The 19572-nt window shown below is 52.6% G+C and carries 19 protein-coding genes; 7 read left to right on the forward strand and 12 right to left on the reverse strand.

Annotated features, from left to right (window positions below; genetic code table 11):
* Positions 1-3: 3 nt before the first annotated feature.
* Both ampE and ampD read right to left on the reverse strand, forming a co-directional pair.
* A complete protein-coding gene (gene ampE, locus OGY17_RS01305) occupies positions 4-858 on the reverse strand; it encodes a beta-lactamase regulator AmpE (protein WP_003829498.1) in 855 nt (284 codons plus the stop codon).
* On the reverse strand, positions 855-1418 hold the full coding sequence (gene ampD / locus OGY17_RS01310) for a 1,6-anhydro-N-acetylmuramyl-L-alanine amidase AmpD (protein ID WP_008786207.1): 564 nt from the start codon (positions 1416-1418) through the stop codon (positions 855-857). Before ampD ends, ampE begins: the two co-directional genes overlap by 4 nt.
* 87 nt (positions 1419-1505) lie before the next feature.
* Between ampD and nadC the strand changes: the two genes are divergently transcribed.
* The 4 genes from nadC to hofC all read left to right on the forward strand — a co-directional run bounded on the left by nadC (position 1506) and on the right by hofC (position 5667).
* Complete coding sequence (gene nadC / locus OGY17_RS01315; RefSeq protein ID WP_100272863.1) at positions 1506-2399, forward strand: carboxylating nicotinate-nucleotide diphosphorylase; 894 nt, start codon at positions 1506-1508, stop codon at positions 2397-2399.
* A 243-nt stretch (positions 2400-2642) separates the two neighbouring features.
* Positions 2643-3080, forward strand: a complete 438-nt coding sequence (gene ppdD / locus OGY17_RS01320; RefSeq protein ID WP_048214935.1) for a prepilin peptidase-dependent pilin — start codon at positions 2643-2645, stop codon at positions 3078-3080.
* A 9-nt stretch (positions 3081-3089) separates the two neighbouring features.
* Positions 3090-4475 (forward strand): type II secretion system protein GspE, encoded by a 1386-nt coding sequence (gene gspE, locus OGY17_RS01325; RefSeq protein WP_213785974.1) that lies wholly within the window; start codon positions 3090-3092, stop codon positions 4473-4475.
* Positions 4465-5667 (forward strand): protein transport protein HofC, encoded by a 1203-nt coding sequence (gene hofC / locus OGY17_RS01330; protein ID WP_286606271.1) that lies wholly within the window; start codon positions 4465-4467, stop codon positions 5665-5667. The genes gspE and hofC overlap by 11 nt, the downstream gene beginning before the upstream one ends.
* A gap of 56 nt (positions 5668-5723) precedes the next feature.
* On the opposite strand, the gene OGY17_RS01335 is transcribed toward hofC, so the two are convergent.
* Positions 5724-6767 carry a GMP reductase gene (locus tag OGY17_RS01335; protein ID WP_003829510.1) on the reverse strand — a complete coding sequence of 348 codons (1044 nt, stop codon included), beginning with the start codon at positions 6765-6767 and terminating at the stop codon, positions 5724-5726.
* A gap of 225 nt (positions 6768-6992) precedes the next feature.
* Here OGY17_RS01335 and coaE point away from each other — a divergent pair, with 225 nt between their 5' ends.
* From coaE to yacG, 3 genes are read left to right on the forward strand one after another with little or no spacing between them, the layout of a single operon-like run.
* Positions 6993-7613 carry a dephospho-CoA kinase gene (coaE, locus tag OGY17_RS01340; protein WP_003829511.1) on the forward strand — a complete coding sequence of 207 codons (621 nt, stop codon included), beginning with the start codon at positions 6993-6995 and terminating at the stop codon, positions 7611-7613.
* Positions 7613-8356 (forward strand): cell division protein ZapD, encoded by a 744-nt coding sequence (gene zapD / locus OGY17_RS01345; RefSeq protein WP_003829513.1) that lies wholly within the window; start codon positions 7613-7615, stop codon positions 8354-8356. The genes coaE and zapD overlap by 1 nt, the downstream gene beginning before the upstream one ends.
* 9 nt (positions 8357-8365) lie before the next feature.
* Positions 8366-8560: a DNA gyrase inhibitor YacG gene (gene yacG, locus OGY17_RS01350; protein ID WP_003018740.1), complete on the forward strand. Its 195-nt coding sequence runs from the start codon at positions 8366-8368 to the stop codon at positions 8558-8560.
* Between the two features lie 172 nt (positions 8561-8732).
* On the opposite strand, the gene mutT is transcribed toward yacG, so the two are convergent.
* The 9 genes from mutT to murC form a co-directional block, all read right to left on the reverse strand.
* A complete protein-coding gene (mutT, locus tag OGY17_RS01355; protein ID WP_008786200.1) occupies positions 8733-9122 on the reverse strand; it encodes an 8-oxo-dGTP diphosphatase MutT in 390 nt (129 codons plus the stop codon).
* A gap of 56 nt (positions 9123-9178) precedes the next feature.
* On the reverse strand, positions 9179-11884 hold the full coding sequence (secA, locus tag OGY17_RS01360) for a preprotein translocase subunit SecA (RefSeq protein WP_008786199.1): 2706 nt from the start codon (positions 11882-11884) through the stop codon (positions 9179-9181).
* Between the two features lie 60 nt (positions 11885-11944).
* The gene (gene secM / locus OGY17_RS01365; RefSeq protein ID WP_003829520.1) at positions 11945-12451 is read right to left on the reverse strand and encodes a secA translation cis-regulator SecM; all 507 of its coding nucleotides are present in this window, start codon (positions 12449-12451) and stop codon (positions 11945-11947) included.
* Positions 12452-12857: 406 nt separating this feature from the next.
* Positions 12858-13775 carry a UDP-3-O-acyl-N-acetylglucosamine deacetylase gene (gene lpxC / locus OGY17_RS01370; protein ID WP_006686706.1) on the reverse strand — a complete coding sequence of 306 codons (918 nt, stop codon included), beginning with the start codon at positions 13773-13775 and terminating at the stop codon, positions 12858-12860.
* Positions 13776-13875: 100 nt separating this feature from the next.
* Positions 13876-15027 (reverse strand): cell division protein FtsZ, encoded by a 1152-nt coding sequence (gene ftsZ, locus OGY17_RS01375; protein ID WP_003018753.1) that lies wholly within the window; start codon positions 15025-15027, stop codon positions 13876-13878.
* A gap of 62 nt (positions 15028-15089) precedes the next feature.
* Entirely contained in the window at positions 15090-16352 is a 1263-nt protein-coding gene (gene ftsA, locus OGY17_RS01380; RefSeq protein ID WP_003018755.1) for a cell division protein FtsA, read from the reverse strand.
* A complete protein-coding gene (ftsQ, locus tag OGY17_RS01385; protein WP_003018758.1) occupies positions 16349-17182 on the reverse strand; it encodes a cell division protein FtsQ in 834 nt (277 codons plus the stop codon). Before ftsQ ends, ftsA begins: the two co-directional genes overlap by 4 nt.
* A gap of 1 nt (position 17183) precedes the next feature.
* Positions 17184-18104 (reverse strand): D-alanine--D-alanine ligase, encoded by a 921-nt coding sequence (locus OGY17_RS01390; RefSeq protein WP_048214939.1) that lies wholly within the window; start codon positions 18102-18104, stop codon positions 17184-17186.
* Positions 18097-19572, reverse strand: a complete 1476-nt coding sequence (murC, locus tag OGY17_RS01395; protein ID WP_048236139.1) for a UDP-N-acetylmuramate--L-alanine ligase — start codon at positions 19570-19572, stop codon at positions 18097-18099. The genes OGY17_RS01390 and murC overlap by 8 nt, the downstream gene beginning before the upstream one ends.

Genomic DNA, 19572 nt, shown 5'->3' on the forward strand with positions numbered 1-19572 from the left:
ACGCTATACTAATGCCCCATAAATGGTGAGCACCGCAATAACCACCACCACCACAAACGAGGTTTTCTTCGCCAGCGAAACGGCGGCTTTTGGCGTTTCGACTTTATCGGTGTGCGGTTCACGCGCCAGCGAGAACTGCGCCAGACGCGTAAGCACCTGATATTGCGACGTGTGCAGATCCGCAAGCGAGGCAAACCAGGCCGGCAGCGCTTTCTCACCATGTCCCAACAGCGCATAGACCACGCCCGCCAGACGCACCGGGATCCAATCCAGCACATGCAGGATCGCATCAATGCCTGATTGCAGACGCTGGTGCGGTGTCTGATAGCGCGCCAGCCAGGACTGCCAGGCGCGTAAAAAAGCATAACCAACCAGCGTCACAGGTCCCCACGGACCACCGACAATCAGCCAAAATAACGGCGCCAGATAAAAGCGGAAGTTGTTCCATAACAGCGCGTTCTGCAGTTCGCGCAAGAATTCACGCTCATCGCAGTCCGGCGGAACCCCATGGATAAGCGTCAGCTCGCTGGCCATCGCATCACGGGCGTGAGCATCATCGCGAGCAGCCGCGTTCAGGTAAGCATGATAGTGAAGGCGCGCCTTGCCAGCACCGATGCACAGCAAGCCAATTAAGATCCACGCCACCAGCAACGGAACATTAAACAACAGCCCATGAAGTGCGCGCAGTAGCAGAAATGTCACTCCCATCGCAATCAGAGTCATGCCTACCGTACGCATCATCGAAAAATGCTTAATCCGGCGGAAAAAAGCTTCAATCCGGTGATCAAGCTGCCAGTGCTCACCCAGCTTAAACAGGCGTTCAACAATCAACACCAATAATGTTGTAAACAGCGTCATGTCATCTCCTTGTGCGACGAGGGGGTGACCAGGGCGCGGAACCTTGCCCAGTCAAAGGACGGCCCGGGATCGGTCTTACGCTCGGGCGCAATATTGCAATGTCCTGTCATGTTGTTAGCAATGGCCGGATAACGCGTAATCAGAGTATTCGTCACGGCAGCCAGTTGCTGATACTGCGCATCGGTATAGGCCAGCGTATCCGTCCCTTCCAACTCAATACCAATTGAAAAATCATTACAGCGTTCTCGCCCTTGATAGCTCGACACACCCGCATGCCAGGCGCGTTTATCAAAAGGCACATATTGCACGATTTCACCGTCACGGCGAATCAAACAATGGGCTGAAACACGCAGATGGGCGATCCCGGCAAAATAAGGATGGGCGTTGGGATCAATCGTGCCTGTAAACAGCGCGTCTATCCACGGGCCGCCAAACTCGCCGGGTGGCAGGCTGATATTATGCACCACCAGCAGAGAAGGGTTTTCGTCATCCGGGCGGCAATCGTAATGCGGAGAGGGGACGCGTCGCGCCTCTGCCAGCCAGCCCTCGTCTAACAACATGCAGAATCTCCTTATTGGTGGTGCTCATATCAGGTTCAGGGTAGCATGTTTCCACCTTATGATTCGTTAGCAATTTGGAGTTTTATCATGCCGCCTCGCCGCTATAACCCTGACTACCGACGTGACGCGCTGTTGGAACGCATAAATCTGGATATCCCTGCCGCTGTAGCTCAGGCGCTGCGTGAAGATTTAGGCGGAGAAGTTGATGCCAATAACGATATCACCGCACAGCTTTTACCCGAAGACATGCGCTCCCATGCCACCGTAATCACCCGCGAAGATGGCGTTTTTTGTGGAAAACGTTGGGTGGAAGAGGTCTTTATTCAGCTGGCTGGCGATGATGTCAACATCACCTGGCATGTTGAAGATGGCGACAGCATAAAGGCCAATCAGCCGCTGTTTGAACTGAACGGCCCTTCCCGCGTTTTACTGACCGGTGAACGTACTGCGCTGAATTTTGTGCAGACGCTTTCAGGTGTAGCGAGCGAAGTGCGTAAATACGTCGACCTGTTAGCGGGAACCAAGACCCAACTGCTGGATACGCGTAAAACCCTGCCGGGACTGCGTACCGCGCTAAAATACGCCGTATTGTGCGGCGGCGGCGCGAATCATCGTTTGGGGCTGTCCGACGCCTTCCTGATTAAAGAAAACCACATTATTGCTTCCGGCTCGGTACGTCAGGCCGTCGAAAAAGCCTTCTGGTTGCACCCGGATGTGCCGGTTGAAGTCGAAGTAGAAAGCCTGGATGAGCTGGACGACGCGCTGAAAGCCGGGGCCGACATCATCATGCTCGATAACTTCGAAACTGACCAAATGCGCGAAGCGGTAAAACGCACCAACGGCCAGGCGCGTCTGGAAGTATCGGGCAACGTCACCCATGAAACGCTGCGCGAATTTGCCGAAACCGGTGTGGACTTTATCTCCGTTGGCGCGCTGACCAAACATGTTCGCGCACTCGATCTCTCCATGCGATTTCGCTAATTGCTGATTGTATTGCCCGATGACGCTTCGCTTATCGGGCCTACTACACAGGTTTATTCTGTAATCCTGATACGGCATTTACACCACCATCCGGCAGTTTCTTCGAGTCTCTTCGCAAATACATTGTCTGACTCTGTAATTTCGTAAAAATCCTCTGAACCCACTTTCCCGTTTTGTTTTTTGTCCCTCGCCGTCCTCCCGTGGGTTTGCCAAAGTAGCGCCAGCAAACTCAAGGAGCGAACGATGAACAAGCAACGAGGATTTACGCTTATCGAACTCATGGTGGTGATTGGCATTATTGCCATCCTTAGCGCCATCGGCATTCCGGCATATCAAAACTATCTGCGCAAAGCCGCGCTGACGGACATGCTGCAAACCTTTGTCCCCTATCGCACGGCGGTTGAGCTCTGTGCACTGGAGCATGGCGGAACAAATACCTGCGATGCCGGAACGAATGGTATCCCCTCTCCAACAACTACCCGTTACGTCTCAGCCATGAGCGTTGAAAAGGGAATTGTCAGTCTTAGTGGGCAGGAAAGCCTGAACGGGCTAAGCATCACCATGACGCCAGGTTGGGACAATGCCAACGGCATTACCGGCTGGAACCGAAACTGCGTCATCCAGAACGACAGCGCATTGCAGCAGGCCTGTGAAGACGTTTTCCGCTTTGATACCCACTAAGGAACAGAGATGAATACCACCCAACTTACGGCACTATGCCAACGTTATCAGGCAATATTACTGGATGCAGACAATGAAGTGGTGCATATCGCCGTCGTAGACGCCCCATCACACGAACTGCTGGATGCGCTGCATTTTGCCACCACCCGACGCATCGACATTGTCTGCTGGACATGTCAGCAAATGGAAGGCCACACGCATACACCGCAGAAAATGCTCCCGGCAGTAGTCACGAAAAGCAGCGCCAGCGCGGCAGACTTGCTGAATCAGACGTTTCATTCCGCTCTGACGCAACGGGCTTCTGATATTCATTTTGAACCCGAGGAAAATCACTATCGAATCAGATTACGCGTAGATGGCGTGCTTCACGCTTTACCGGAAGTCACGACCGAGATGGGCATTGCCATCACCGCAAGGTTAAAAGTATTAGGCAGCCTGGATATCGCCGAGCATCGGCTTCCACAAGACGGACAATTTACCGTTGAGATTTCAGGAGAGCCGGTCTCGTTTCGCATCGCCACCCTGCCCTGTCGCTACGGCGAAAAAGTCGTGTTACGGCTACTTCATCAGGTCGATCAGTCACTGGAGATCGCGGCGCTGGGAATGCAAGACGCGCAGCTGGCCGCATTTTCGCAAGCCTTGCAGCAGCCTCAGGGGCTGATTCTGGTTACCGGGCCTACCGGAAGCGGCAAAACGGTCACGCTGTACAGTGCGCTGCAAACCCGAAACACCCCGGATGTGAATCTTTGTAGCGTGGAAGATCCAGTAGAGATCCCGATCGCAGGTCTCAACCAGACGCAAATTCACCCACGCGCCGGTTTGACTTTTCAGGGAGTCTTACGTGCTCTGCTGCGCCAGGATCCCGACATTATCATGGTGGGTGAAATCCGCGATGGCGAAACGGCCGAAATAGCCCTTAAAGCAGCGCAAACCGGCCATCTGGTTCTTTCTACGCTGCATACCAATTCCACCAGTGAAACGCTGGTGCGCCTGCAACAAATGGGTGTCGCACGCTGGATGATCGCCTCCGCGCTGACGCTCGTTATTGCACAGCGGTTGGTCAGAAAGTTGTGCCCCCATTGCCGACAACGTCAGAGTACGCCTATCACGCTCCCGAAATCTGTCTGGCCTACACCACTACCGAATTGGCAGGCCCCTGGCTGCAAACATTGTTATCACGGATTTTATGGCCGTACGGCATTGTTTGAAGTCCTCCCGGTTACTCCGGCATTACGTCAGAGTATTGCCAGTGGCACATCCGTAGACGAAGTGGAATCTGATGCTCAGCAATCAGGAATGAGAACGCTTTTTGAGAATGGCTGTCAGGCCGTCGAGCAAGGGTTAACGACATTTGAAGAGCTGATTCGTGTACTGGGCATGCCTCATGTCCGCTAAACAGCTTTGGCGCTGGCAAGGCATTAACAACGAAGGTAAATCTCTGGAAGGAACGCTATGGGCCGATACCCGACCGTCATTGATGCTGACTCTTGAGGAACAACAGATTACGCCGCTGCGCATTAAACGTATGCGTGTCAAAATCTCGCACTGGAGCCGTACAAGAAGTGCCGAAACCATACACCAGTTGGCGACATTGCTAAAGGCAGGGTTAACGCTCTCAACAGGGCTAGCTCTGCTTGCTGAACAGCATCCCAGCACTCAATGGCAGGCGCTACTGCGTACGCTGGCTTACGATATGGAACAGGGCATAACCCTCTCCGCCTCGTTATCACAATGGCAACACGTTTTTCCGCCCCTTTACCTGGCAATGATCCGTACCGGAGAACTTACGGGTAAGCTGGACGACTGCTGTTTTGAACTCGCCTACCAGCAAAAGAAACAACAGCAACTTGCTGATAAAGTTAAAAAAGCCCTGCGCTATCCGATCATCATCATAACAATGGCGGTGATGGTCGTATTTGCGATGCTGCAGTTTGTACTCCCTGAGTTTGCCGCTATCTACCAGACGTTCAACACCCCGTTACCGGCGCTCACTCAGTGGATTATTACCATCGCACACTGTAGCAGCCAATGGGGATGGCTGGCGGTAGCGCTTGGCCTGGTAGCAGTTGCCACACATCATTTGATAAAGCAGAAACCGTACTGGCTCATTCTGCGCCAGAAATTGCTGCTCAGCCTCCCGGTCATAGGGCCGATGGTGAGAGGGCAAAAACTCACGCAGATATTCACTGTTCTGGCGTTAACGCAAAATGCAGGCATTCCCTTTTTGCAGGGGCTTGAGAGCGTTACCGAAACGCTGGCTAACCCTTTCTGGTCGCAACGTTTAGCACTGGTTCAGCAGGACATCAGCTCTGGAAAACCGATCTGGTTAGCGCTTAAAAATAGCTGTGAATTCAGCCCATTGTGTATACAGCTGGTCAGAACTGGTGAAGCTTCCGGCTCGCTGGATGCAATGCTGCGCAATCTTGCTCATCACCATGGCGAGAAAACCCTGGCTCAGGCTGAGAATTTGGCTGCATTACTTGAGCCTGCGTTGCTGGTCATTACGGGGCTTATCATCGGTACGCTGGTCGTCGCGATGTATTTACCGATTTTCCATTTGGGAGATGCGATGAGCGGGGTAGCATAGATTCAAATGCCGGATGGCGGCGTAACGCCATCAGGCATTTACAGAACTAGCTGTTCTTACAGGCTATTGAAAACGCGGTTTTCTTGTTCCTGTACACGAATAAACGTTGTACGTTTGGTCAGCTCTTTCAGACGGGATGCGCCCACATAGGTACAAGCAGAACGCAAACCGCCGAGGATATCGCGAGCGGTATTATCAACCGGGCCGCGCAGTGGCAGCTTGACGGTTTTACCTTCTGCAGCGCGGTACTGTGCAACACCACCTACGTGACGCGTCATGGCAGATTCAGAGCTCATACCGTAGAACAGCATGAATTTCTCACCGTTCTCTTCAACAATTTTGCCGCCACTTTCTTCATGACCAGCCAGCATGCCGCCGAGCATCACGAAGTCTGCGCCGCCACCGAACGCTTTTGCCACATCACCCGGCATTGTGCAGCCGCCGTCGCTGACAATCATGCCACCCAGACCGTGGGCTGCATCGGCGCATTCAATAACCGCAGAAAGCTGTGGATAGCCAACGCCGGTTTTTACACGCGTGGTACATACAGAACCTGGGCCAATGCCAACTTTGACAATATCAGCACCGGAGAGCACCAGCTCTTCGCACATTTCACCGGTGACCACATTGCCCGCACAGATCGTTTTAGTCGGCCATGCTTCACGCGCTTTCGACACGAACTGAACAAAATGCTCTGAGTAGCCATTGGCCACATCAATGCAGATAAAGTTCAACGCGGGGTTGAGCGCCAGAATCTGTTTAGTTTTTTCGAAATCTGCATCAGACGTACCGGTTGAAACCATTACGTGTTTAAGCACATCGGCAGAGCTCTCTGCGATGAAGGCGGCCCAGTCTTCAACAGAATAGTGTTTGTGCACGGCGGTCAGGATGTCGAAGGATGCCAGTGCCGTTGCCATGGCAAACGTCCCGACAGTGTCCATGTTCGCGGCAATAATAGGTACGCCGGACCAGGTCTGACCTGAATGCTTAAAGGTAAATTGACGTTCCAGCTCAACATCGGAACGGCTTTTGAGAGTAGAACGCTTAGGGCGGATAAGAACGTCTTTGAAACCTAACTTCAGATCTTCTTCGATACGCATGTGCGGATTCCTGGGGTTAATGGCGAAAAATCGAAACTCACAACTCCAGTGACGCTATCATACGCACTAATCAATGCCGCGCAAGACTGCGAAATTCTCTTTTTTTACGCTACAATCCCATAAATTTACCTGGCGAATAGTAGGTTAATCCTGCAGCAGCCTCGCCTTCGCACGCATAACTTTTAACTGTTTGATAATCAAACTTAAACTCCAGGATCGGCATCTATGAGGTATACGGTAGCCTTAACCGGCGGCATTGGCAGTGGTAAAAGCACCGTTGCAAATGCGTTCGCTGACCTCGGAATAAACGTCATTGATGCAGATATTATTGCGCGCCAGGTGGTTGAACCCGGCACACCTGCTCTTAAGGCGATCGAAGAACATTTTGGTTCCGACGTTATAGCCGCAGACGGATCGTTGCAGCGACGCATTTTACGCGAACGCATTTTTTCCAATCCTGAGGAGAAAAGCTGGCTGAATGCCCTGCTTCATCCGCTTATTCAGCAGGAAACGCAGCGTCAGTTTCAGCAAGCAACCTCTCCTTATCTGCTATGGGTTGTCCCTTTGCTGGTGGAAAATTCGTTGTATAAAAAAGCCGACCGCGTACTCGTGGTGGATGTCACCCCCGAAACCCAGCTCAGACGCACCATGCAGCGTGATGACGTCACGCGTGAGCATGTTGAACAAATTCTTGCTGCCCAGGCAACGCGTGAAGCGCGGCTGGCCGTGGCAGACGATGTTATTGATAATAATGGCGCACCGGAAGCCATCGCCTCGGATGTCGCCCGCCTGCACGCGCTCTATTTGCAATGCGCGTCGCAGTTTGTCTCACAGGAAAAACCGTAATGCACACCCAGGTCCTTTTTGAACACCCTCTCAATGAGAAGATGCGTACATGGCTGCGCATTGAGTTTTTAATCCAACAGCTCTCCGTTAATTTGCCTATTGCTGACCATGCCGGCGCTCTGCATTTTTTCCGCAATATCGGAGATTTACTGGATGTATTTGAACGCGGCGAAGTCCGTACCGAACTCCTCAAAGAACTGGAGCGACAGCAGCGTAAACTCCAGGCCTGGGTCGAAGTTCCCGGCGTCGATCAAAGCAGAATCGACTCTTTGCGTCAGCAGCTAAAAAGTGCAGGTAGCATTCTGATTTCTGCCCCGCGTATTGGACAGACACTGCGCGAAGATCGTCTGATTGGTCTCGTACGTCAGCGTTTAAGTATTCCTGGCGGGTGCTGCAGTTTCGATCTGCCGACTCTGCATATCTGGTTACACCTGGCACAGTCGCATCGTGACGCGCAGGTTGAAACCTGGCTTGCCAGCCTGAATCCGCTCAACCAGGCGCTGTCGCTGGTACTGGATTTAATTCGCAACTCAGCACCGTTTCGTAAGCAAACCAGCCTGAATGGTTTTTATCAGGACAACGGCGAAGATGCAGATCTGCTACGCTTGCAGTTGCCGCTTGATTCGCTGCTTTATCCGCAAATTTCTGGTCATAAGAGCCGTTTTGCCATCCGCTTTATGCCGCTGGATAGCGAGAATGGTCAGGTGCCTGAGCGCCTCGATTTTGAACTGGCGTGCTGTTAAGGAGTCAACATGTCTGAACAAACCATCGTCAACTGCCCAACCTGCGGCAAGCCTGTAGTATGGGCTGAGGTCAGTCCGTTTCGCCCATTCTGCAGCAAGCGCTGCCAGTTAATCGATCTGGGAGAGTGGGCCGCAGAAGAGAAACGCATCCCAAGCTCTGGTGATCTGTCAGAAAGCGACGACTGGAGTGAAGAACAGAAGTAATTCTGCTAAAACGGTGGGTCGGATTAGGCAACGCCGCACCCGGCATTTTATGTTGTTTTGCCTGATGGCGCTGCGCTTATCAGGCCTACGAACTAAAACGTAGGGCGGGCAAGCGTAGCGCCCCGCCATAATTTGCCGGATGCGGCGTTGCCTTATCCGGCCTACAGCACCATTAGCCAGCTATCAGCTTTTCAATGACCGGTGCATTCGCGGGCGGGAAATCCTGCGCATTCAGAGCATCTTGCGCAATCCACTGCGCCGGTTGCCCCTCTTTTCCCCACGGCTCGCCTTCCCAGCTTTCAACCAGCCAGAACCACAGAGTGATATGCCTGTCCGGAAACTGATACTCCAGCTTTTCGAACAATGAGCTTTGAGTCGGCGTGATCCCCACTTCTTCCTGTAGCTCGCGAATCAGCGCCTGCTCCGGCGTTTCGCCCGCTTCAATTTTCCCGCCGGGGAATTCCAGCTTATTTGCCATGTGGGCATCAGCCGCACGCTGGGTGATAAAAATTTCATGTTGCTGATTACGAATAATCCCGACGGCGATTTGCAGTATTTTCATCTTTATCGTCCATAAAAAAGGCGCAGAATTCTGCGCCTTTTCAGTAAGTTATTTTCTTAGCTCAGACGGCCGTGGCACTGTTTGTATTTTTTGCCAGAGCCGCAAGGACACGGATCGTTACGACCCACTTTACGATCGCCGGTTTGTGCTGCCAGCTCTTCTGCTGCGGCAGAATCGTCGCCTTTATGACTCAACTGCTGCATCTGCGCTAAGCGCTCAGCTTCTTCACGACGCTGCTGCTCCATGGCTTCGACTTCTTCAGGCATACGCACCTGAACTTTGCTCAGGGTGCTGATCACTTCGTATTTCAGTGATTCCAGCATTGACGCAAACATAGAGAAGGATTCACGCTTGTATTCCTGCTTCGGATCTTTTTGCGCATAACCACGCAGGTGGATACCCTGACGCAGATAGTCCATCGCAGCAAGGTGCTCTTTCCACAGAGAGTCGAGAGTTTGCAGCATCACGCCTTTTTCGAAGTGACGCATCATCTCCGCGCCCACAACTTCTTCTTTACGCTGATAAACTTCGATGGCGTTTGCCAGGATACGTTCACGCAGCGTTTCTTCGTGCAGCTCAGGCTCTTTATCCAGCCACTCTGAAATCGGCATCTCAAGATCGAAGTCGTTTTTCAGACGTTCCTGCAGACCCGGGATATCCCACATTTCTTCCAGAGACTGCGGCGGAATATAGGCATCAATAGTTGCTTTGAAGACATCTTCACGGATGCTGTTGATGGTTTCGCTAACGTCAGTTACGTCCAGCAGTTCGTTACGCTGGGTGTAGATAGCACGACGCTGATCGTTGGCAACGTCATCATATTCCAGCAGCTGCTTACGAATATCGAAGTTGCGGCTTTCCACTTTACGCTGCGCGTTAGCAATTGCTTTGGTCACCCATGGGTGTTCAATGGCTTCACCTGGCTTCATACCCAGTTTACGCATCATGCCTGACACGCGGTCAGAGGCAAAAATACGCATCAGCGCATCTTCCATCGACAGATAGAAACGGGAAGAGCCCGCATCACCCTGACGACCCGAACGACCACGCAGCTGGTTATCGATACGGCGAGATTCGTGACGCTCGGTACCGATAATATGCAAGCCACCGGCAGCTAATACCGCGTCATGGCGAACCTGCCAATCGGCTTTAATCTGCGCGATTTGTTCCGGAGTTGGGTTTTCCAGCTCGGCAACTTCCGCCTGCCAGCTACCGCCCAGTACGATATCGGTACCACGACCGGCCATGTTCGTCGCGATAGTCACGGCTGACGGGTAACCCGCCTGGGCGACGATTGCAGCTTCGTTGGCGTGGAACTTGGCGTTCAGAACGTTGTGTTTGATACCCGCTTTGCTCAGCTCGTTAGACACTACTTCCGATTTTTCAATGGAGATAGTACCTACCAGCACCGGCTGGCCATTTGCGGTACGCTCTTTAATATCTTCAATGATCGCCTGAATTTTTTCCGCTTCGGTCATGTACACCAGATCCGGTAAATCCTTACGGATCATCGGACGGTTGGTCGGCACAACCACGGTATCCAGTTTGTAGATGGAGCTAAATTCAAACGCTTCAGTGTCGGCTGTACCGGTCATACCGGCCAGTTTTTCGTACAAACGGAAGTAGTTCTGGAAGGTAATAGATGCCAGCGTCTGGTTCTCGTTCTGGATCTCTACGCCTTCTTTAGCTTCAACAGCCTGGTGCAGACCATCGGACCAGCGACGCCCCTGCATGGTACGACCGGTGTGTTCATCGACGATGATAACTTCGCCGTCTTTCACGATGTAGTCTACGTCGCGGGTAAACAGCACGTGCGCACGCAGTGCGGCAGTCACGTGGTGCATCAGCATAATGTTGCCTGGAGAGTACAGTGACTCGCCCTCGTCCATAATGCCTTCGTTAACCAGCAGCTCTTCAATCAGTACCAGACCACGTTCGGTCAGGTTAACCTGGCGCGCTTTCTCATCAACAGAGAAGTGGCCTTCGCCCTGGAACGTGTCGGAATCTTCCTTCTCCTGACGGATCAGGTGCGGGATGATTTTATTCACTTTTTTGTACATTTCCGAGCTGTCTTCAGCCGGGCCGGAAATGATCAGCGGCGTACGCGCTTCATCGATCAGGATGGAGTCGACTTCATCGACCAGCGCATAGTGCAGTTTACGTTGAACACGCTCTTCCGGACTAAACGCCATGTTGTCACGCAGGTAGTCAAAGCCGTATTCGTTGTTGGTACCGTAAGTAATATCGGCGTTGTAGGCTTCACGCTTGGCTGGCGCAGGCAGGCCAGACATGTTGATACCCACGGTCATGCCGAGGAATTCAAACAGCGGGCGGTTATTTTCGGCATCACGCTGAGCCAGATAGTCGTTCACGGTAACCACGTGTACGCCCTTCCCGCTTAATGCGTTCAGGTAGGCTGGCAGCGTCGCGGTAAGGGTTTTACCTTCACCAGTACGCATTTCCGCGATGCAGCGATCGTTAAGCACCATACCGCCCAGCAGCTGAACGTCGAAGTGACGCATACCGAACACGCGTTTACTCGCTTCACGCACTACTGCGAACGCTTCCGGGATCAGGCTCTCAACGCTGGCACCTTTTTCCAGACGGGCGCGGAATTCAGCGGTCTTCGCTTTCAGTTCATCATCGGAGAGTTTTTCCATCTCCGGTTCCATCGCGTTGATGACATTGACCACTTTACGCATACGACGCAGCGTACGCTCGTTACGGCTACCGAATACTTTCGTTAATAATTTGATTAGCATAATAAAATCTCAAACGCCCCGCGGTGCGGAGTCAAAAATTATAAGTTGGAAGGTTCTTTTTTAGCTGAGGCGTTGAGGACCAGCGCGGATACCCTGCAGCTGGCTGATCCAGACCGGAACGCTAAACGCGGCCTGAGAGGTAAAGTGTGCGTATGTCACGCGACTTACTGTCGCGGGCGGAGTGCCTTCCTGCGTCAGCATCGCGCTGAGCGTATTCAGTAACGCAAGATGGTGCGCCTGGATTGGCAATGGCTCTTCGGCAACGGGCAACGCCTGAGGCGCCATGGCAAAAGAAAGATGGCGGATAACCGTACGAATGGCATGTTGATGCCAGTAATCGACGGTAAAATTTGGGCGGCGATTAGTCGCTTCCAGCAAAGCAAGCTGGCTAAAGTTAACTTTAGCGCCTTGATCGTGATTGCTGGCGGTCGCCTTCGCGGGGGTATTAGGTTCAGCAGCATTACCGAGCGCGGGCAGGCCAAAACTAGCCGCGACCATCCCCAACAGGAGATGCGGCCAGAAGTACCGTCTGCCTAACTGTCGCCAGCGCGTCAGTATTCCACTCACGTTATTGCCACCTGATATACCCTGCGTTTGGGGTTACAAATGCAAAACCATTTTTTGCGCACAAATCTTACCATTAATGCGTTCGCACCACAGCAGTAATGACAGCAAGTCGCGGGTAAATATGCTTAAGAAAGCAGCGATCGAACGGTATTTTAATCTACCTGTGGGGAAAAAGTCGCTTCAGATAAGATGGTTTGCACTCGGAAGATAAAAAAACGACTGGCTCACCTGGCCGGAGAGAGTGCCAGATTAACCAGTCGAATTTATGCGACAGGTATACACTTCATCTTTCAAGCTGCCTCTTTGTTGGCTGCTTTCTCTCACCCCAGTCACGTACTAGTGTACGCTCCTGCGGATTCGTTCAGTTGCCGCCTTGATGCAACTTGAATGATTTTGTGTATAGTTATTATGCCAGTACGGTCGAAGGTGCTTTGAACGCCAGCGGCAGTTCTGCATCGTCCTGGAAGGTCACATATTCCCAGGCTTCCTGTTTTGCCAGGACCGCCTGCAACAGTTTGTTATTCAATGCATGACCGGATTTATACGCGGTGAATGCACCAATAATGTTATGACCACACATGAACAAGTCACCAATCGCGTCGAGCATTTTGTGACGAACGAATTCGTCTTCAAAACGCAGGCCGTCTTCGTTCAATACGCGATAATCGTCAACAACGATGGCACAATCGAAGCTGCCGCCCAGGCACAGGCCGCGGGACTGCAGATATTCGATATCACGCATGAAGCCGAAAGTACGCGCACGGCTGATCTGACGCATGAACGCATCCGCAGAGAAGTTCATCGCGTAGCGCTGCGTGCTGGAGTCGATCGCCGGATGGTTAAAGTCGATGGTGAAATCCAACGTAAAACCATTATACGGCTTAAACTCAGCCCACTTATCGCCATCTTCGACACGAACGGTCTCTTTGATGCGAACAAATTTTTTGGCGCTGCTCAGTTCTTCAATACCTGCATCAAGCAGCAGATAAACGAACGGAGCGGCACTGCCATCCATGATCGGGATTTCCGGTGCGTTAACTTCAATAACGATGTTATCGATACCTAAACCCGCCAGAGCAGCATTAAGGTGCTCTACGGTTGAAATCCGTACATCATGCTCATTGACCAGACACGTACAGAGCATGGTATCACGCACAGATTTGGCATCGGCCGGGAAATCTACCGGAGGATTCAAGTCGGTGCGACGATAGATGACCCCGGTGTTGGCCGGCGCAGGGCGTAATGTCAGGGTGACTTTTTTGCCGGTATGCAAACCGACGCCAGTCGCCTGAACGATACGTTTAAGAGTCCTTTGTTTGATCATCGTATAATCTCGCCAAATTACCTATCCAACCGAAGTGTACTATACATTCGGTGGGCCAGTTTAGCACAAAGAGCCACAATTCCCAAATTCCAGCTAATTCTTAATCAGCTTGCTTACGCAGGAATGCTGGGATATCCAGATAATCCGGCTCTTTGGTGGTTTGCGGCGTATTGTCGTTAACCACTTTCGCTACCGGTTTCTGCTCTTGCGTCAACGGCGCCATGCCGTGCTGCTGGTAACGATCCATTACCGGCTGCTGTACCTGCTTGTTGGTCACCAGAGTGATTTCAGGACGTTTGTCCATACCAATTCCAGTTGCAACAACGGTCACGCGCAGTTCGTCGTTCATATCCGGGTCCAGGGAGGTACCGATAACCACGGTCGCATTATCCGATGCAAAGGCACGAATCGTGTTACCGACGGTTTCGAACTCATCCAGACGCAGGTCGAAGCCCGCAGTAATGTTGACCAGCACGCCGCGCGCGCCAGACAGATCGATGTCTTCCAGCAGCGGAGAAGAGATAGCCATTTCAGCCGCTTCTTCTGCACGGTCTTCACCGCTTGCCACGCCTGAACCCATCATCGCGTAGCCCATTTCGGACATCACGGTGCGCACGTCTGCAAAGTCGACGTTCATCAGGCCCGGACGAGTAATCAGTTCAGCGATACCCTGGACTGCGCCTTTCAGCACATCGTTCGCTGCGCCAAACGCATCCAGCAGGGAGATACCGCGACCCAGCACTTTCAGCAGCTTGTCATTCGGAATAGTGATCAGAGAGTCCACATGTTTGGACAGCTCGGTGATACCCTGCTCCGCGAATGCCATACGCTTCTTACCTTCAAAGTTGAAAGGCTTAGTCACGACAGCAACGGTCAGAATACCTAAATCTTTTGCTACTTCAGCAACCACTGGCGCTGCACCGGTACCGGTACCGCCGCCCATGCCAGCTGCGATAAACACCATGTCTGCGCCGTCAAGCGCTGCACGCAGAGCTTCACGATCTTCGTCTGCCGCATTACGACCTACTTCCGGGTTTGCACCCGCGCCCAGACCTTTGGTGATGCCGCTACCAATCTGAATGGTCTGTCCAACCGCCGTTTTACGCAACGCCTGAGCGTCGGTATTCACCGCGAAGAATTCAACACCTTCGATGCGCTCGCGCACCATGTGTTCAACGGCATTACCGCCGCCGCCGCCGACGCCGATGACTTTAATCACCGCGTCATTGGTAAGTTCCATAGGTTCAAACATAGTTTCTCTCTCCGTTGTGCCTGTCGCCTGAGACCGTTAATGTGCGTTGGTCTCTTTAAAAATTAAAACTCTTTTCGCAGCCAGCTATTGAGTCGTTTGATCCACGAGCCAACTGATGCCGTAACGCGTTTTTCTACTTCAGCCTCACCACTCAAATGGGATTCTTTCCCGTAGTGAAGCAGCCCCACTGCCGTTGAATAATACGGCTCCTGGGCATAATCCGTCAGACCAGTGATATTCAGCGGTGCGCCAATACGTACTTGCGTATGGAACACGCGCTGTGCGCAGGCCGCAAGACCTTCAATTTGCGCAGCGCCACCGGTTAACACAATCCCCGCCGCCAGATGATGTTTCACACCCTGCTGGCGAAGCTGTTCTTGTAATTGCAAAATTTCTTCGTTGACCAGGTTGAGCAGCTCGGTATAACGCGGCTCAATGACCTCTGCCAGGGTCTGACGTTGCAGGCTACGCGGTGGACGACCACCTACGCTTGGCACTTCAACGCTTTCGTCTTTACCCACGATGGAGCCCAGCGCGCAACCATGGCGCACTTTGATGGCTTCAGCATCGCTCGGCGGCGTACCAAAGGCATACGCGATATCGCTGGTCACTACATTCCCTGCATAAGGGATAACTTTAGTGTGGCGCAACGCCCCGCCAGTATAAACGGCGATGTCCATTGTACCACCACCAATATCCACCACGCAGACACCCAGCTCACGTTCATCTTCCGTCAACACGGAATAACTGGCTGCCAACCCGGCAAAAATCAGTTGGTCAACTTTCAGACCACAACGTTCAACGGCTTTGACAATGTTCTTTGCCATGTCGTTGTGGCAGGTAATAAGATGGACTTTTGCCTGCATACGCACGCCGGAAAGACCGACCGGATTTTTAATGCCTTCCTGGTAGTCGATGGCGTATTCCTGCGGAATAACGTGCAGAACACGATGTTCATCGCGAACGCGTACGGATTTTGCCGTATGTACCACGTTTTCCACATCTTCCTGCGTCACTTCCTCTTCGGAAATGGGCACCATACCAATTTCATTTTGACAGCTAATATGTTTACCGGAAAGTGCCAGATACACCGAGGAAATCTGGCAATCTGCCATCAGTTCAGCCTGGTCAATGGCGCGCTGTACGCACTTCACCACTGACTCAAGGTCATTCACCCCGCCTTTATCCATACCTCGCGATGGGCAACTGCCCACGCCAATGATATTGACCATACCGTCGGGCAGAACTTCCCCTACTAAAGCGGCTACCTTCGCGGTGCCAATCTCCAGTCCAACTACCAGTTTTCTGTCCGTCGCCTTGATCATTGTTGTTCTGCCTGTGCCTGATTCTGTTGCTGATTAGATTCCTCAGGAGGCAAGGGAACCCAGCCTACTGCCGCTCCTGAGTCATAACGCAAATCAACGTAGCTAATCCGTTTGCCATCGGTTTGCGCCTGCTGCTGTAAAACCGGGTAGAGTTCCACAAAGCGAGCCAAACGTTTTATCGTATCGCCCCTGCCCAGATTCAGCTTAATATCGTTATTCAGCGTCAACTGCCAGGAACGACGAGCGGTCATCGCCGCTTCCTTCAGGGTGAATCTATCCTTAGCCAGCACCTGCCCCATATCGCGGAACCCTTGCAACACTTCACTTGCGCTGCCTTCCGGTCCATACAACATGGGTAATACCTGCTTATTGGCCCGACCGGTTGGAACACTGAACGTATTTCCTTCAGCATCTACCATATGTTGGTCATTCCAACGCGCAATGGGCACATATTCAACCAGATGAATCTTCAATTCATCGGGCCATTGCTTTCTGACGCTCGCCTGTTTAATCCAGGGGAGGCGTTCAATTTGACTCTGAATGATGTTCACATCCTGAGTCATAAAGGTTCCCGGAGCGCCCAGCGCCAAAATGGACTGACGAATATCGTCATTGCGCGTGTAATGTCGTTCGCCGGTTAACACCAGTTTCGATAAAGGCAAACGTTGCGCATCTTCCATCCATCCCAACACTACCCAGCCGCTGACAAACACGGTGCACAGCACTGTCAGCAGGAACAATATTCCTGCAAGACGCGTTCCATTATTGCGGCGTGAGGAGTTTACTTCTTCTTCATCACCGTTTCGCGTGTTCAGCGCAGCCTGCGACATATCAGTCCGCCAACTCCAGAATTCTTACCACCAACTGCGAGAAGCTCAGGCCCGCCTGACGCGCCGCCATCGGCACCAGACTGTGGCTGGTCATACCCGGAGAGGTATTCGCTTCCAGCAGATAAAACTGGCCATCGCTGTCCAGCATGACGTCAATGCGACCCCAACCTTTACAGCCCAATGTGGTCCACGCTTTCAGGACTAATTCCTGTAAACGGGCCTCTTGTTCGACTTCCAGACCGGCAGGGCAGAAATATTGTGTCTCATCAGAGAGATACTTCGCCTCATAATCATAGAAGGTTCCCGCGGGTTGGATACGTATTGACGGTAAAATTTCTTCACCAAGTATCGCAACTGTAAATTCCGGGCCACTGAGCCATTTTTCGATCAGTACTTCTTCATCATGCTGAAAAGCCAATGCTAATGCACCATGCAAAGCATTTTCTTCTTCAACTTTTGACATCCCTACGCTTGAGCCTTCACGGCTTGGCTTCACAATCAGCGGCAAACCTAGCGCAGAAATCTCCGTAACAACCTCATCACTAAGACCTTTTTCGAACTCAGCGCGGGTCAATGCGACCCAAGGCGCGACCGGTAAACCAGCCCCCTGCCACAACAGTTTGCTGCGCAGTTTGTCCATCGAAATCGCAGAAGCCATGACGCCACTACCGGTGTACGGCAGACCAACCAGCTCCAGCATGCCCTGCAACGTGCCATCTTCACCACCACGACCGTGCAGCGCAATAAACACCTTTTGAAAACCCATCGATTTCAAAAGCGTGACATCAACCTCTTTTGGGTCAATTGGATGAGCATCCACACCACCTTCGCGTAACCCTGCCAGTACGGCCGCGCCGGAATTCAGCGAAACGTCACGCTCTGCGGAGGTTCCCCCTAACAGGACCGCGATTTTATCAGCCATGTTGTTCTTCCTCCGGGTTTTGCGGCTTCAGTTTGATTTCAGCTAAGGAACGCGCGATTTTGCCGATATTTCCAGCGCCCTGCACCAAAATCAGATCGTTGCCGGTTAATACCGGCGCCAGCATATCTGCCACCTGAGCCGGATCGGATACCAGAATCGGGTCGATCTTACCGCGACCACGGATCGTACGGCACAGCGAGCGACTGTCGGCTCCTGGAATCGCGGCTTCACCCGCGGCGTACACATCCAGCATCAACAGTGCATCGACCTGAGTCAGCACGTTGGCAAAGTCGTCATACAGATCGCGAGTACGCGTAAAGCGGTGCGGCTGGAACAGCATCACCAAATTTTTGTCCGGCCAGCCCGCGCGTGCAGCTTTAATCGTGGCATCCACTTCCGTAGGGTGATGACCATAATCATCCACCAGCATCGCCGTCCCGGTTTTACCGTTTACCGGCTCAAGTGGGAATTCGCCGAGGAAGTCAAAACGTCGTCCGGTGCCCTGGAAACTTTCCAGCGCGCGCAGAATTGCGTCGTCTTCAATGCCTTCTTCTGTTGCAACTGCTACCGCCGCCGCCGCGTTCAGCGCATTGTGACGGCCCGGTGCGTTCAACGTCACGCGTAAATCTGCCATCCCCTGACGCAGCAGCGTGAAGTGTCCTTGTGGACCAATCTGCTGATAATCTTCGACGCGCACATCAGCATCATCGCTGAAACCATAGGTTGTGGTTTGACGACCAACTCGCGGCAACAACTCGCGGATCACTGGGTCGTCAACGCACATCACCGCACGACCATAAAACGGCAAGTTATGCAGGAAATTAATAAACGTCTGCTTTAAATTTTCGAAGTCGCCATGGTAGGTATCCATATGATCGGCTTCGATATTGGTAACAATCGCTACCATCGGCTGCAAATGCAGGAACGACGCATCGCTCTCATCCGCCTCCGCAATTAAATAACGGCTATGACCCAGACGCGCATGGACGCCTGCGGCCTTCACCAGACCGCCGTTGACAAACGTCGGATCCAGCCCCGCTTCCGCGTAGATACTAGAGACCATCGCTGTGGTCGTGGTTTTACCGTGCGTCCCGGCAATGGCGATACCGTGACGAAAACGCATTAACTCCGCCAGCATTTCAGCACGACGGATCACCGGAATGCGCGCTTCATGCGCCGCAACAATTTCCGGGTTATCCGCAGAAATGGCGCTGGATACCACCACCACGCTCGCATCGCGCACGTTTTCCGGGCGATGGTTGAAGAAAATCGTGGCGCCCAGATTCGTCAACTGCTGCGTCACCGGGTTCGGCGCTAAGTCAGAACCGCTGATCTGATAACCTTCGTTGGCCAAAACTTCGGCAATACCGCCCATACCAGCACCACCGATGCCGACAAAGTGAATGTGCCGAACGCGACGCATTTCGGGCACGATGGAACGCAGTTTTGCCAGTTGTTGTGTATTCAT

It is taken from the genome of Citrobacter sp. Cpo126 (assembly GCF_030332445.1).
GTDB lineage: Bacteria > Pseudomonadota > Gammaproteobacteria > Enterobacterales > Enterobacteriaceae > Citrobacter > Citrobacter portucalensis.